This window comes from Umezakia ovalisporum Ak1311, assembly GCF_029891685.1.
Taxonomy (GTDB): Bacteria; Cyanobacteriota; Cyanobacteriia; order Cyanobacteriales; family Nostocaceae; genus Umezakia; species Umezakia ovalisporum.
In genome coordinates, this window is the sequence record NZ_JANQDJ010000005.1 from 1 (window position 1) to 14,413 (window position 14,413).

At 41.1% G+C, this 14,413-nt stretch carries 10 protein-coding genes and 1 other RNA gene; 7 read left to right on the forward strand and 4 right to left on the reverse strand.

All coding sequences use genetic code 11. The annotated features are described in order from the left end of the window. Positions 1–774 precede the first annotated feature (774 nt). The gene (locus NWP25_RS00505; RefSeq protein WP_280698648.1) at positions 775–2,700 is read left to right on the forward strand and encodes a transketolase; all 1,926 of its coding nucleotides are present in this window, start codon (positions 775–777) and stop codon (positions 2,698–2,700) included. A 451-nt stretch (positions 2,701–3,151) separates the two neighbouring features. Here the strand turns inward: NWP25_RS00505 and NWP25_RS00510 are convergent, their stop codons facing one another. Further along, positions 3,152–3,877, reverse strand: a complete 726-nt coding sequence (locus NWP25_RS00510) for a YdcF family protein (protein WP_280698649.1) — start codon at positions 3,875–3,877, stop codon at positions 3,152–3,154. A gap of 442 nt (positions 3,878–4,319) precedes the next feature. Between NWP25_RS00510 and ctpB the strand changes: the two genes are divergently transcribed. From ctpB to NWP25_RS00525, 3 genes are all read left to right on the forward strand, one after another. Beyond that, positions 4,320–5,657 (forward strand): carboxyl-terminal processing protease CtpB, encoded by a 1,338-nt coding sequence (gene ctpB, locus NWP25_RS00515; RefSeq protein ID WP_280651159.1) that lies wholly within the window; start codon positions 4,320–4,322, stop codon positions 5,655–5,657. Between the two features lie 64 nt (positions 5,658–5,721). Further along, positions 5,722–6,684, forward strand: coding sequence for a glycosyltransferase (locus NWP25_RS00520; protein WP_280651160.1), 963 nt, complete (start codon positions 5,722–5,724; stop codon positions 6,682–6,684). Between the two features lie 208 nt (positions 6,685–6,892). Next, entirely contained in the window at positions 6,893–7,588 is a 696-nt protein-coding gene (locus tag NWP25_RS00525) for a response regulator transcription factor (protein WP_280698651.1), read from the forward strand. A gap of 507 nt (positions 7,589–8,095) precedes the next feature. Here the strand turns inward: NWP25_RS00525 and NWP25_RS00530 are convergent. Then, complete coding sequence (locus NWP25_RS00530; RefSeq protein ID WP_280651162.1) at positions 8,096–8,377, reverse strand: Npun_R1517 family heterocyst differentiation transcriptional regulator; 282 nt, start codon at positions 8,375–8,377, stop codon at positions 8,096–8,098. Between the two features lie 620 nt (positions 8,378–8,997). Between NWP25_RS00530 and ndhM the strand changes: the two genes are divergently transcribed. From ndhM to NWP25_RS00545, 3 genes are all read left to right on the forward strand, one after another. Continuing rightward, positions 8,998–9,357, forward strand: coding sequence for an NAD(P)H-quinone oxidoreductase subunit M (ndhM, locus tag NWP25_RS00535; protein ID WP_280651163.1), 360 nt, complete (start codon positions 8,998–9,000; stop codon positions 9,355–9,357). 138 nt (positions 9,358–9,495) lie between these two features. Beyond that, positions 9,496–9,887, forward strand: a transfer-messenger RNA (tmRNA) gene (gene ssrA / locus NWP25_RS00540). A 153-nt stretch (positions 9,888–10,040) separates the two neighbouring features. Beyond that, positions 10,041–10,370, forward strand: a complete 330-nt coding sequence (locus tag NWP25_RS00545) for a zinc ribbon domain-containing protein (RefSeq protein ID WP_280651164.1) — start codon at positions 10,041–10,043, stop codon at positions 10,368–10,370. 74 nt (positions 10,371–10,444) lie between these two features. On the opposite strand, the gene NWP25_RS00550 is transcribed toward NWP25_RS00545, so the two are convergent. Both NWP25_RS00550 and NWP25_RS00555 read right to left on the reverse strand, forming a co-directional pair. After that, positions 10,445–12,028: a serine/threonine-protein kinase gene (locus NWP25_RS00550; protein WP_280651165.1), complete on the reverse strand. Its 1,584-nt coding sequence runs from the start codon at positions 12,026–12,028 to the stop codon at positions 10,445–10,447. 376 nt (positions 12,029–12,404) lie between these two features. After that, positions 12,405–14,408 carry an outer membrane protein assembly factor gene (locus tag NWP25_RS00555; RefSeq protein ID WP_280698653.1) on the reverse strand — a complete coding sequence of 668 codons (2,004 nt, stop codon included), beginning with the start codon at positions 14,406–14,408 and terminating at the stop codon, positions 12,405–12,407. Positions 14,409–14,413 lie beyond the last annotated feature (5 nt).

Sequence of the window (14,413 nt, forward strand, 5' to 3'; positions counted from 1 at the left end):
CAACGGTCTGAGGATGTCTTTGACAATCTTGGGAAATGAATTTATAATCATTATCAATTATTCTATTTTAATACTTCGCCCAGAATTTACCATATTTTGGGCTATTTTTATCACCTCTTTCTTAACATTCAACACTTGTGCAACAGAGCATATTCAAGTTGCCGACTAAAATAGCCTAGCGCCCAGAGCGGCAATTAAGCTAATCACAAGTATACTAATGCTAATATATTGTCCATGATGCCAGCCTTTGGCAATGATTGAATTTTCCTGGGGAGGTTGGTCAAAGGAAATTTATTGTGTTGTTTTTAGCAATGGTTTTTTAGGTTTAGAAATCATAAACCATACACTAATACCCTTGAGTGTTAACAATAAATAATTTTGTTAACAACCAAATGCCAATATTATCACAATTAATCGTATCAATACTATTTTTTGCAAAAAATTAGCTAACTTAAAATCATATGCAATGTAACAAGATCGCACTAGAGAAAAGTTTGTTTATATACCCTGAGAAATAAAGAGTAGTTATTCCATTAGAAAGAAGTTATTAAACTTCTTGCTCTCTAAAGTTAACCAAGGAAGAGTGAAATACTTCCTGAGCAATCTTGGTGATTGATAAATTACCAACCATAATAAAATTAAACAATAAAACTCAAAAAAAGCATCTTGGTTTTGGCAGCAAGTATGGTGGTAATTTCTACAGGAAAATAGCTCTACTTAGGCACAAAATTGTCGATTTTTATAAATTACCTGTATTTTCATAGGAAAACCATTATGACCACACAAGAGCAACTGCACCAATGGCATGAACTGGGACAACAGTTGCGTGTTGATAGTATTCGCGCTACTACCGTTGCAGGTTCTGGTCATCCTACCTCCTCTATGTCGGCGGCGGATCTGATGGCGGTTTTACTTTGTAAATATCTCCGCTATGATTTTGACAATCCACATCATCCCAATAGCGATCGCTTAATTTTTTCTAAAGGTCATGCTGCACCACTTTTGTATAGTATGTATAAAGCAGCCGGAGTCATCAGTGATGAAGAATTGCAATTGCTGCGGCATTTTGGCAGTCGTTTAGAAGGGCATCCCACACCGATTTTACCTTGGGTGGATGTCGCGACTGGTTCTTTAGGACAGGGATTGCCCATTGGTGTGGGCATAGCTCTAGCAGGTAAATATTTAGACCAATTACCTTATCATACTTGGGTGTTGCTGGGTGATAGTGAAACTGCTGAGGGGTCAGTGTGGGAAGCTTTTGATCATGCTGGACACTACACCTTAGACAATCTTATTGCCATTATCGATGTTAATCGTCTCGGTCAACGGGGTCAAACCGAGCTAGGTTGGAATACACAAGCTTATGCTAATCGTGCTAGAGCCTTTGGTTGGCAGGCGATAGAAATTGACGGTCATAATTTAATTGAGATAGATCAAGCATACAGCGCTGCTGTAGCTGTTAATGACCGCCCCACGGTGGTTATCGCTCGCACCAAAAAAGGTAAAGGTGTGGCTTCTCTGGAAGATTTAGGTGGTTGGCATGGCAAAGCACTGAAACCGGATGAGGAAGAACAAGTGATTGCTGAGTTAGGTGGTACACGGCATCTGATTATTTCAGTGGATAAACCAGAAGAACAAGGACAACCAGCTAGCTTAGGTGTTGCTCAACCATTGCGACTACCTATTTACAACAAAGGCACAAAGCTGGCAACACGGCGAGCTTATGGAGACGCTTTGGTGGCATTAGGAGCAGCACAACCAAATGTAATTGCCCTTGATGCAGAGGTGAGTAACTCAACTTATGCTGAAGATTTTGCTGAAATTTACCCAGAGCGCTATTTTGAAATGTACATTGCTGAACAGCAAATGGTGGCAGCTGCGGTAGGCTTGCAAGTAAGAAAATACAAACCTTTTGCTTCCACTTTTGCTGCTTTCTTGACTCGTGCTTACGATTTTGTACGCATGGCAGCCGTTTCTCGCGCCAATATTAAATTAGTAGGTTCTCATGGTGGGGTATCTATTGGTCAAGATGGTGCTTCACAGATGGGTTTAGAAGATTTAGCTGCATTTCGCGCTGTGTGGAGTAGTATTGTATTGTATCCCAGTGATGCCAATCAAACGGCCAAGTTAGTTGCACAGATGAGCAACCTTGATGGCATTGTTTATCTCCGTACTACAAGAGAAAGTACACCTGTAATCTATGATTCTCATGAAGAGTTTCCTATTGGTGGTAGTAAAGTTATTCGCAGTTCAGATTGCGATTGCGCTGCGGTAATTGGTGCTGGCATTACTTTACATGAAGCACTCAAGGCTTATGACAGGCTGAAAAACGAAGGTATTACAGTGCGTGTCATTGATGCTTACTCAATTAAACCTATTGATGTGCGGACATTACATCAAGCTGCAAGAGATTGTAACGGTAATTTAGTTGTTGTGGAAGACCATTGGATAGAAGGCGGGTTGGGGGCTGCTGTACTGGATGCTTTTGCGGGTACTAGTAACACACCCATTTATAACGGTTCCCAATTGCGATTAGTTAAATTAGCGGTGAGGGATATGCCAAGCTCAGGCACTCCACAAGAATTACTTCATGCTGCGAAAATCGATGCTGATGCCATTGTTGAAGCAGTGAAGTCAAAATTGACCTCTTCCTTGCCTAAAGGTGAGGGGGTTCTAAACTGTTACTACCCGGAGGGCTAAAGCCACTCTGTGTAGCTTTCTAGTTCTAGTTTCCCAGATGCGAAATCTAGTAGCCACGGTTTGTGTCTCTACTTTTTTTAGGATATTCCCAGCCCCATTTAAATCAGCGTTGATAAGTTTTCCTACTTTAGTTGGATACATTCCACGTTTTATCGGGTTTCCACTTGGTGCCCACCCTTCAGTTTTTGCGCCGAAAGTAGGTAGAAAATCACCATCTAGAAAACTAGCTTTACTGGTGTAGGATTGTTCTGATTCGACAAATTCAACAAATTTGATGCAGTACTACTAGCATAATTGCTTAATCCGTTCCTTTAATTTAGCTGTTGGTATTTGGAAAAAACATTGAGTTGTTTTACCCAATTGGCTCGATTGTTTTTGTCCTTGGTTTCAGCCAAAAACCACTACAACTATTTCATGAGTAATGCAGTGCTTAACAAGTAATTTAGGGCCTTTATTGACTGCGTTTCCCATATAAAGTTGTAGATTTTACTCGGCCCTGGTGTTCGCACTGAAAACCTTTGCTCTGCCAAACTTGGAGATCTACCTCAGCAAGTCTTGTAAAATTTGAGCATTGTGGGCGGATCATATGACTAAATAGTGCCCAGAATAAGCTTCGGGTTACATCTAGTCCAGTTTTCCACCAAGATTCATAATTACCGGGAACACCTTGCTCTGAAACCATGTCTGGCTCAACCCAAATGCCATGAGCGCCCAAAAGAATTTGTGCTAGCCATTTAGCCCTGGGTAGGTGAGTTGGTGAAGTAATTAGTTTGATTTTATGTACTCCCCATTGTCGCAAAATGGGAATACCATAGAAAAAATTCTCAAAAGTTGAATTTGCACAATTTTCTAACCAAATGTTCTTTAACTCTGCTGTTTCCTGCTGAAAGATTAGCCATATACAGGGAGGGTCAGAACCACTAGAAATTAAAACAGGAATTTGTGGATATTTTTGTGTTTTTTGGGCAACATAAATTTCTCGTCGAATACTACCACCGAGTACAAAAAAGGCATCTACTGGCTGAAAAGATGCCCAAACTAGAGTTATAGTTGTAAAAATTAGCCAACTACCAAATATAATGCATAAACCACGAGCTATTTTTTGTAGCAATTGCCACTGTTTACGAAATTTGAACAAGGGAGAAACTGACAAATTTTTTGTAAATTTATATCTCATAACACAGCTAATAAAAGCTTGGTTAAATAATCTCTATATTACCTATAATTAATTAGGCAAGGTGCTATCTTATAAAGATAAGATAGGATGTCAAGATGATATAGCGTTTCCAATTCTAATGAAGTACACACCAATTCATTCACTGTTCCCTGTTGCCTGTTCCCTAAAACGAAAAAACTTTGTACCTGACTAACATGGGAATGGCTATATATGTAAAAGTGTCACAATAAATTCACGGTAACGTTACTGTAACTTCTAAGTGTCATATTAGACTGCCAAAAAACCCTAATCGGCACAGAAGTCTTTTTTAATCAAAGATTCAGAGAATTACAGGAGAAAACAATGAGGGGAACATAAGTGAATGTTAAGTATAACAACTGAAAAATCCCCAAAAGCCTGATTGCTAAACTGTCAACAGCACAACTATATTCCAAAGATATACATGAACCAATCTGCGAAACGTTACTCGCCACTCCAAGCACTCTTGATTGGTGGAGCTATTGCCACGACGGCTACTGTCTCGGTATTTGGCTCTGCTTGGACTCGCTGCGTTCTTGCTGCCCTAGAGGATAGCCCGAAAGCATTAGTTGACCAAGTATGGCAATTGGTAAATCGTGAGTATGTTGATGGCAGCTTCAATCAACAAGATTGGCTAGCCACTAGGCAGACCTTGTTAAGCAAAGAATATTCTTCTCAGGAACAAGCTTATGTAGCAATTCGTGAAGCTTTGCAAAAATTGGGTGATCCTTACACTCGGTTTATGGACCCACAACAATATCAAGCTTTAACCAGTCAAACCTCCGGCGAAGTCTCTGGAATTGGTATTCGCATGGAAATCAATGACAAAACTCAGCGCCTCACTGTCTTGGAAACTATTGAAAATTCTCCCGCGCTGAAAGCAGGAATTAAACCAGGTGATGAGATTTTGGCAATTGACGGTCAATCTACTCACAAAATGGAATTGGAACGGGCCTCTGACTTAATTCGGGGTAAAGTTGGTACTCCCATAACACTGCAATTGGGAAGAATAGGGCAAAGTCCTTTTAATTTGGATCTGACACGGGCAACAATTGAAGTGCCCACAGTGCGTTACGGTCTGAAAAAAGAAGGTAATCGTCGTGTGGGTTATATCCGGCTGCGGGAGTTTAGTGGCCATGCATCTGAGCAAATGCGCCGAGCTATTCGAGATTTAAACAGTCAAAAAGTCGATGCTTTTGTGTTGGATTTGCGGGGAAATCCTGGCGGGCTTTTAAATTCCAGCATTGAAATTGCTCGCATGTGGTTAGATGAGGGGGGGATTGTCCGCACTGTTAACCGTGCAGGAGGAAGTGAGCTAACTAAGGCTAATCGCACCGCTTTGACTCAACATCCCTTGGCAATACTGGTAGATGAGAATTCAGCTAGTGCTAGTGAAATCTTGACTGGCGCTCTTAAAGATAATAAACGAGCTGTAGTGATTGGCAGTCAAACCTTTGGTAAAGCAATGGTGCAATCTGTTCATCAACTCGCAGATGGTTCAGGTTTGGCAGTTACCATCGCTCACTACTACACCCCCGATGGCACAGATATTAATAAAAAGGGCATTGTACCAGATATCAAGTTAGACTTGACAGCAGCACAACAGCGTCAGCTGGCAAGTAATCCAAATTTACTTGGCACTCAAAACGATCCTCAATATACGAGAGCCATTGCTGCACTATCAAGTCAAAACTTCGCTCAACCTCCAGCTACCCACAGTAACCAACCTGTGAGTTCCGGCGCTAGAAATTTAAAATTTTAGCTCAGAGGATTTGCAACTGGGAATACTAGTAAGTAATCCCATCTCTCGATAAAACTCATATTTTATGAATCAGGTAGTTGATTCAACCACTACCAATAGTTTTTTACCAATGGTATCAGTGGTTGTTCCTATTTATAACGGTGAGGGAGATCTACCAGAATTAATCAAGTGTTTGCTATCTCAAACTTACCCCCAAGAACGACTAGAGTATTTACTGGTAGATAATAACAGTAGCGATCGCACCTTGAGCCTCCTGAAAGAATACACTGAAAATAACCCTGTAATTCATGTTTTGAGGGAAAACCAAATTCAAAGCTCTTACGCTGCGCGTAATATTGGAATTCGGGCTGCTGGGGGTGAAATTGTCGCTTTTACGGATGCTGATTGTCATCCCCAACCCCAATGGTTACACTCGTTAATCCAGCCTTTTAGTGATCCCAGTGTGGTAATTGTCGCTGGTGAAATTACCGCGCTACCAGGCAACAGTATCCTCGAAAAACACGCAGAGCGTCAAGAAACTTTATCCCAAAAGCATACTCTTGCTAATTCCTTTTGTCCTTACGGTCAAACAGCTAATTTAGCAATTCGCCGCATTGCTTTACAAACAGCAGGTTTATTTCGACCATATCTTACCACTGGTGGCGATGCCGACATTTGTTGGCGGATTCTGCGGTCAAATATCGGGGGTTTAGAATTTGCCCCCAATGCAATTATCCAGCACCGCCACCGGGGCACACTCAAGGAATTAGCAAGTCAATGGCGACGCTACGGGCGTTCTAATCGTTATTTACATGAACTGCACGGTGTAGAGTTAATGCCGGAGATAACAGCCCAATATTGCAGTTATCGCTTGGCACGTTGGTTTTTCAAGGAACTACCAAGGGATATTTTGCGAGGGATGGTGGGTAAAGCTACTTTTGTTGATTTATTAAATACTCCCATTGGTTTGTTCACTGCTAGAGCACGTTTTACTGGGCAAAGAGATGCTAAGTTGCCAGAAAATGCTAAGAACATTGATTGGCTTTAACAAGATTGGTGTCATTCTCTACCTATAGGAACGTAAACATAGGGTGAAAGTCTCATTTGCTCCATTCGCCTGTGAGTACAGAAGCTCCAACCTCAGGGTCAGCTTAGTTGGAGTAGTTCACTAAGTGATCAATTTCAACATCAACTGGTTCTAGCAATAGCTGTCAACTTTCGCTAAATTGGAAAGAGGTAAACACAGGGAAAATTCAATGTCAGCACAACTGTTACTGGTAGATGATGAACCAGGATTGCGGGAGGCCGTGAAAGACTACTTACAAGAAAGCGGTTTCAGCGTTCAAGTTGCCAGTAACGCCCGTGAAGGGTGGAATTTAATGCAGCAAAATACACCTGATTTAGTAATTTCTGATATCATGATGCCCCAGGTGGATGGCTATCAGTTCCTCAAACAACTGCGAAATGACCCCCGTTTTCAAACACTTCCAGTTGTATTTTTAACTGCTAAAGGTATGACAGGCGATCGCATACAGGGCTATCAAGCTGGTGTTGATGCCTATTTACCGAAGCCTTTTGATCCAGATGAATTGGTGGCAATTGTTGAAAATTTACTGTCTCGCCGGTTAACTAAGGCTACACCCACTGGTGAAGAAAGCGAAACCATTGACATTGCTGAACTAGCCAATCAAATTGCTCAAATTAAGGCTTTGTTGACTCAAAGAAGTGCAATTTCTCAATCTCCGGCCCCATTTAAAATTGACTTAACCCCCAGAGAGCAAAGTGTTTTAAATTTGGTAGCTGAAGGCTTGATGAACAAAGAAATCGCTCGTCGTTTAGAAACCAGTGTCCGTAATGTCGAAAAATACGTCAGTCGTTTGTTTAGTAAAACTGGCACTAATAGCCGCACTGAGTTAGTTCGTTTCGCATTGGAACACGGTCTGACTAACTAGTGCATATTTTTTTCTAGACTCAAATTAAGGCAGTGTATTGTCCTGCATGACAACACACCCAACAAATGTTAATTGACTTATCTTTTAATGTTTTCTGCTCTGGCAACATAGCAAAGCGCTTCATCCATGGGATTACGGACGTAAATTGACGTAGATTTTAGTTATACCTTTATCTGTTCAGAAGTTGAGTATGATTCCTGATTTGCCTAGATAGCTCCTACTGAAACATACATTATGTCAAAAAAAATCTTTCATGCCAATTAAATGAGCAAAATACTGAAAAAGTAGACACACCATTATAACTGACTGCCAATCTAGTAGATGCTTTCTTTTATTTTTCAAAGAATAGATCAACTTTAGGCTTTGCACTGGGTTTATGTTTATACCAGCTAACTATCTGTTAGAACACATAAACATATGAACTAACTTGACAATAATTGAGCATTTGATACTTAATTCATGATTGTGCTGTTATTCAATGACAGCTTTACATTGTCAGATTTTTAACTATTGACTATTGTCAACAGCATTACGTAAGCGCATTAGCTGGCGACGCATTTGAGGGGAAGCTTTAAACTCAGATACTTCCTGTGCTTTAACAGATGCTTGTAGCGTCTCTAGAAAATCATCAGAGCCTTCGGTCAAAGCGTCTAGCAAAACCTGTAACAGCTGCTCACGATCGCCCAATAGACTTTTTTCTTCAATCAAACGGAATTTGAGATGTATTTCGCATTCATAAACACCTACTTCGATATTATTTTTTTGGCGCGGTAATGCTTTTGAGTTCATAATTTTGAGATTAGGTTACTTGATGGTCATAAGGGTGAGGAACTATATCCCCAGATCAAATCCTTTATATTTTTTGTATCCACAGTGCTGGATTAAAAATTTGTCTTCGATCCATAACAGTTGTATTCTATATTGACTCTCCTGTGTTTTTTCTAGCTAGTCTTAAAACGTTAGGCGGTGATCTTCCTGAGGCAAATATGCTTCGAGGCAAATTATAACTATTATTCAGTCTTTGATATCTTATACAATAAAGTTTTTGTAAGAACTTGTCCAAGCTTTTTAAAGGTTTTTACATCAACTGGATGCTTTAATTATTAATAGTTTGAGTTTTTACTTTATTTCTAGTATTTTTACGTAAGTTTAATTGATAATAATTGAGTTTTTATGATAGCCAGAGCTAGTTGTAGAATGATTCCGTAAAATTACTTGATGTACCTTTTGTTCAACTTGAAAATTGCAAAATCTTCATGAAAAAATTTAAGAATAAATCAGTGGATAGACTAAATGATCAGGGCAGAACAGTAGGTTTGCCTTCCCTGATGCTAATTAGCGGTCATTTAAGCCCTCGCATAAGGTCTAGAATAAATTTAGTGTAATTCAACTAAACCTTACACCCTTTTATGGACAACCCGATGCTGCTCAAGTCCACAACTCGGCATATCCGAATTTTCGCGGCGGAAATTGACCGAGATGGCGAACTGATTCCTAGTAATCAAGTCTTAACGTTAGATGTTGACCCGGACAACGAATTCAATTGGAATGAAGACGCTCTACAAAAGGTTTATCGCCAGTTTGATCAACTGGTAGAAGCATCTAGTGGCGCTGATTTAACAGATTACAACTTACGCCGCATGGGATCAGACTTGGAGCATTATCTGCGATCGCTCCTGCAAAAAGGTGAAATCAGCTACAATCTTTCTGGTCGTGTTGCTAACTATAGCATGGGACTGCCCCAAGTCGTTGCCGACGAAAATGAGTAGAGGTTTTTAACTCCCAATCCCTTGGGGCATGGTAGCCTACCACGCCCCGTAACTAAATTCCAAGAAAAAATCGCAAATTTTATTTGGCTCTTAACACATTTCCCCAGTGGGGTATTACAATTGATATATAAACTTCATGGGTCCGTAACGGTTTCGACAGGTTGGCGAACGCTACTCTGTGATGCAGGTCGAGAGTGAGTCTCCTCTCGAAAATCAAAGGCTCAAAAAAACGTAAATGCGAATAACATCGTAAAATTTGCTCGTAAGCCTGCTACTGTAGCAGTTGCCTAATTACCTCTTATAGGTTCGAGCGTCTCTAGTTTGACTCCGTTAAGGACTGGAGACCAACCCCCAACGGACGCTCTAACAAGTGTTCTCTGGTTGGCTTGTTAGCTAAGAGTTAATCAGAGCATCCTACGTTCGGGATAATGAACGATTCCCGCCTTGAGGGTCAGATAGGCTAAATCTGTGAATGAGCGGGGTGTAAATACCCAATTTGGACAGCAGTTCGACTCTGCTCGGATCCACTAAAAATAAAAAGGAAATCCACCTAAACCTATTGTTTGGTGGATTTCCTTTTTACTCAAAAAAATTAAATAACTGATGTTCTAGAGCTTCTCGTTGTAGAGGATAGTCCTTTTTTTTCAGAAATTCATAATTTATGTTCTGGGTATGTTGAGGATTTGCTATCAAAGGTTTCTAGGATAATTGTCAAGCCAAGAAACCAGGTAAAAAGGGATTCCCAAGTTTTTGATACTTGGGCGATAGCAGTTGCACCAAGCCATACATCTCAAGATTGTGATGTTTGTGGAAGACGGGTTAAAAAGTCGTTGTCTACTCCTACTGACAAATGCCATTCTTGGGGGGCAATTATGCGCCGTGACCACGGTGCAGCGATTATAATTTTGAACAAAGGACTAAAAAGTACTGTGGATACCACAGAATCTAAAGCTTATGGACAGAACGACTTCTATTTAGGAGGGGAAACTCCTGTAGACAAGTCGGCTGAATGAAACAAAAATCCCACCCTTTGAAGGGGTGGGAGGGTCAATTCGAGATTCGCTAAGAGTATTCGATTAGTAGTTTTCTAATTCTCAGGCAGTGATAATGAACTTGGCTTGCTTTCGGTGGTTGGAACTACCACAGGAGGAGAATCTAATCGTTTTGCTGGCGCAGGTGATGGTTCTCTTGGTGGAATGATTGGATTTGATGGCCTCGCAGCCGGGGATGAGGTGGAATCTCGTTTAGTGGTGGGTAGATTATTTTCTGGCGATGGTGGGGGCGAAACCTGACGAGTGTCGCGAATTTCTCGCAGCCTTTCTACTAATGATGGTGTGGGAGGAATGCTAGGTATGGTTCTGGGTTTGGTAGCAGTGGGTTTTCCTTGAGTTTGCGTCGGTTTTCGTTGACTTTCGATGTTGGTGCTAGTGGTAGTGAGAGTTTGTTCTTTAGCAACAGGAATATAACGCTGGCCTTGTCTGGGAGTTCTGACTTGTACAGAGTTAGGAGGCGAAGATGCGGGAGGATTTTGTCTGTTGTTTTCTTCTTCCTCAGATAAAGATGGGGAATCAGCTGATGGTTTTTCTGTTTCCGGCTTAATTGTAGGCTTTTCTAACACAGATGTGGAAGATGACTGTGGCTGAGAATTAGAAAATAACTTGGTGATGCCAAAACCTGTTGTGCCAGCAATAAAAGCTACACTTACAGCTATGAATATTTGATAAGCTTTTTGTTTTGGAAGTTTTAATAATTGTTTCTGGGGACTGTTGCAGTTTTTTTGGGGTAATTTTTTTCCTGGCTCCTGGACGGGTAAAACTATAGTTGGCACCGCCTGAGTGGGAACTGGATTATTAATATTGATTTTACTTTCAGGTAATAATTGCAACCATTGTGCCACTGTTGCTGGGCGAAATTGAGATTCTATAGCCATACCACGCATGATTGCTTGATTAACTGCTGCACTGAGCTGCGGTTGCAGTTCGCGGGGAGAGGGCATTTTTTCGCGATCGCGCAATAATGCTGGCAAAGGAACTTGTCCTGTTAACAGGGCATACAAAGTTGCTGCCAAACCATAAACATCTGTCGCTGGCGTGCGTGAGGCTTGGGTCAAGTATTGTTCTAGGGGTGCATAGCCTTCAGAAACCATGCCAGTATGAGTTTGCCTAACACCATTATTAAATTCCCGGGCAATGCCAAAATCAATCAGCACTACTTCCTGACTTCCTTTGCGGAGGATAATATTATCTGGTTTAATATCCCGGTGCAGCAAGCCATTATTATGTATTACTTGCAATGCTGACCCAATTTGACGAATATAGTGAATTGCTGTGGGTTCCGGTAACGGTATTGCTGGCAATACAAATGCTTCTCCTAGAGTATCTCCACGAACATATTCCATTACCATGTAAGGCAGTCCATTTTCAATAAAAAAGTCACTGACCCGGACAATATGAGGATGGATACAAGTTGCCAATCTTCTGGCTTCATCTTGGAATTGGCGCTCAAACTTGGCAAAATCAGGATGTTGGCGGAGTTTTTCATTAATAGTTTTCATAACTACTTCTTGACCTAAGTAGTTGTGAGTGGCCTTAAAGGTAATGCCAAAGCCACCACGGCCAATTTCTTGGATTAGGGTATATTTGCCATCCTGCAAAGTTGTGCCTGCTAACATAGGAGGTACTAAATACTAAGTGCTAAGTAAGCCAATATATTGATTTTTGAGTTTTCATGCAATTCCAGGTCGCCAGTTTTTCCCATATTTTGATACAGGAATTTTTTATATTTTCAACTCCCGAAGTGGAAAACCTCTCGCTTATATTAACAGCTTTGTCTGCTACATAAAAGCTAGACAAGTCTAGATATTTATTTCTTGTTTAAATGGGAGGATGGGAGGGGTTATCCCTCGGTAAGCTTTGACGCTTTAGCCAAAGGCCATAAGTTAATCGCCGCTTTCAGTCCCTGTCCATGGAATGTCCATAACTTCCACAGTTGTACATTCTTTCCTTGTCTCTGTGGAAGGATAAGAAAGTTTAAGCGAAGCATTGTTATTAAAATCTCTGCCCTATACCTACATGTACTTTGCTTTCTCCTTGGTCATTAATGCCATAGTCCGCGCGAATTAACCCCAGAGGTGAGTTTACACGTACTCCAGCACCATAGCCAAAACCATGACCAGGTTTACCTCGTAGGCCGGCAGGATCTCCGATGACAGTTTTACCAGAGCCTAGGTCTGAGGCAAAGTCAGCAAATACCACACCCCCTAAAACCTGCACAATGGGGAAGCGGTATTCTGCGCTAGCTAAGACATAAGTGCGAGCACTACCAACTTCTCCGTTATCGTAACCCCGGACGGAATTAGCACCACCCAAGTTAAAGCTTTCATAAGCTGGTAAATTACCAATTACTGTACCAGCTTGAAAATTGACGGCAAAGACTTGCGGCTGGTTATTATTGGTGTTGAATAACTGTACTGGTACATACTGGGTGTAGTTAGCCTTGAGGCGATTCATGGCTATATTACCTTGACCAATGGGTACAGATTGTTCGGTACTTAAAGTTACTAAAGAACCTTGAGTAGGATTCAAAGTATTATCTCGTTGATCTTGGGAGGCGCTAAAGGATAGCGTAGCCAAATCATCGATACCTGTGCTACTTGCGGAAAGGCGATTGCCTTGTTTGTCCCTTGAGGTAATATTACCTTGGCGATCGCGAATGGTGGTGCGAGTGTAGTTAAATCCCAAGGTGGTATCCCAATGAGCAAGGGGTTGCTGAAAGCTGATACCAGCGCCAATCTGACCTTCCCGCACTTTGTCGCCATTAGGTAGTGTAATCTTGTCATCCAAGGTTGCGGAAAGTTCCCGGCGACGGAAAGCATTAATTGTGTACCCTATGCGGTCAGGTTCAGTGGGACGATAAGGACTGGTAAATTTAGTATTAAATTGCAAATCATTACGACTCATGGCTACATTGAGAGCCAAATTATCATTAACACCACCAATATTTTGGTCTTGATAGCTGAATGTACCTAACAATCCCAAGTCAGCGTTAAAGCTACCACCTAAGTTAATGGCACGTGCTCCCAATTCTTTGAGTTCATAAACTAAATTAACTTTGTTGGTATCACCTTCAAGGGCAACATTGACAATTTCAAATAAACCTGTGCGATATAGATTCTGTACATCTTGGCGCAGAATATTTTCTTGAAAAATTTGCCCTGATTTGAGTCGTAACTGCTTGCTGATAAAATCAGGCTGGGTGCGTCCTTTTACTGGTTGACCTTTGCTATCAATGGTTTGACCGTCGTCATTAATAAAGCGAAATTTAATGTCACCCACTAAACCTTCAGCCACATTGACTTTGAGAATGCCTTCGTGGTTGGGTTTAATGGATACCACGCTTGCTAGCTGATAACCTCTGTCGGCGTACCATTGATTAATTTGCTGTACAATTTCTGTTAGTTTTTCTGGACTGATAGGTTTACCAATTTGTGATTGAAAACTTTCTTGGGCTACCTGATAAGTGAGTATTTTGGCACCGGAAAGTTGCAGCGATCGTACCACTACTGGTTGCAGTTGATATACTACATCTAAGCCATTGTGGTTGGTGGTGGTATTAACCTTAGCACTAGCAAATAAACCTGTTTCCAAAATGGCTGCAATATCGCTTTTGATATGATTTTGACTGACTTCTTTACCTACTTCGGTTTTAATGACTTGGCGGACAATCTCTTGTAATTCCTGAGTAGCTCCTACTATTTGGATATCTGTAGCAGTTACTACTAAGTTTTCATCAGTGCTACAGGGGCAAATAGTATTTTTTGGTACGCTTATTTGTCCAATTATAGAATTTTGAGAAAATTGTTGAGTAGCTATGGTTTCTGGAGATGCTATCGCCTCAATTCCTGTCGGTTTTTCTTCAATAACTGGTACTAGTGAACTTTTAGCGGGTTCATCCTGAGAAGCAACTGTAATGGATGTAGCCGTTGCTGGTTGTATAAGATTGCTAGTGGCCAAGGTGGCCAAAGCAAAAATTGCACCAGAAGAAATCTGCATAATAA

Excerpts from the sequence above, each read along its gene's own strand:
- NWP25_RS00505 (WP_280698648.1), top strand. The coding sequence starts at position 775 with ATGACCACACAAGAGCAACTGCACCAATGGCATGAACTGGGACAACAG.
- NWP25_RS00510 (WP_280698649.1), bottom strand. The coding sequence starts at position 3,877 with ATGAGATATAAATTTACAAAAAATTTGTCAGTTTCTCCCTTGTTCAAA.
- ctpB (WP_280651159.1), top strand. The coding sequence starts at position 4,320 with ATGAACCAATCTGCGAAACGTTACTCGCCACTCCAAGCACTCTTGATT.
- NWP25_RS00520 (WP_280651160.1), top strand. The coding sequence starts at position 5,722 with ATGAATCAGGTAGTTGATTCAACCACTACCAATAGTTTTTTACCAATG.
- NWP25_RS00525 (WP_280698651.1), top strand. The coding sequence starts at position 6,893 with ATGTCAGCACAACTGTTACTGGTAGATGATGAACCAGGATTGCGGGAG.
- NWP25_RS00530 (WP_280651162.1), bottom strand. The coding sequence starts at position 8,377 with ATGAACTCAAAAGCATTACCGCGCCAAAAAAATAATATCGAAGTAGGT.
- ndhM (WP_280651163.1), top strand. The coding sequence starts at position 8,998 with ATGGACAACCCGATGCTGCTCAAGTCCACAACTCGGCATATCCGAATT.
- NWP25_RS00550 (WP_280651165.1), bottom strand. The coding sequence starts at position 12,028 with ATGTTAGCAGGCACAACTTTGCAGGATGGCAAATATACCCTAATCCAA.
- NWP25_RS00555 (WP_280698653.1), bottom strand. The coding sequence starts at position 14,408 with ATGCAGATTTCTTCTGGTGCAATTTTTGCTTTGGCCACCTTGGCCACT.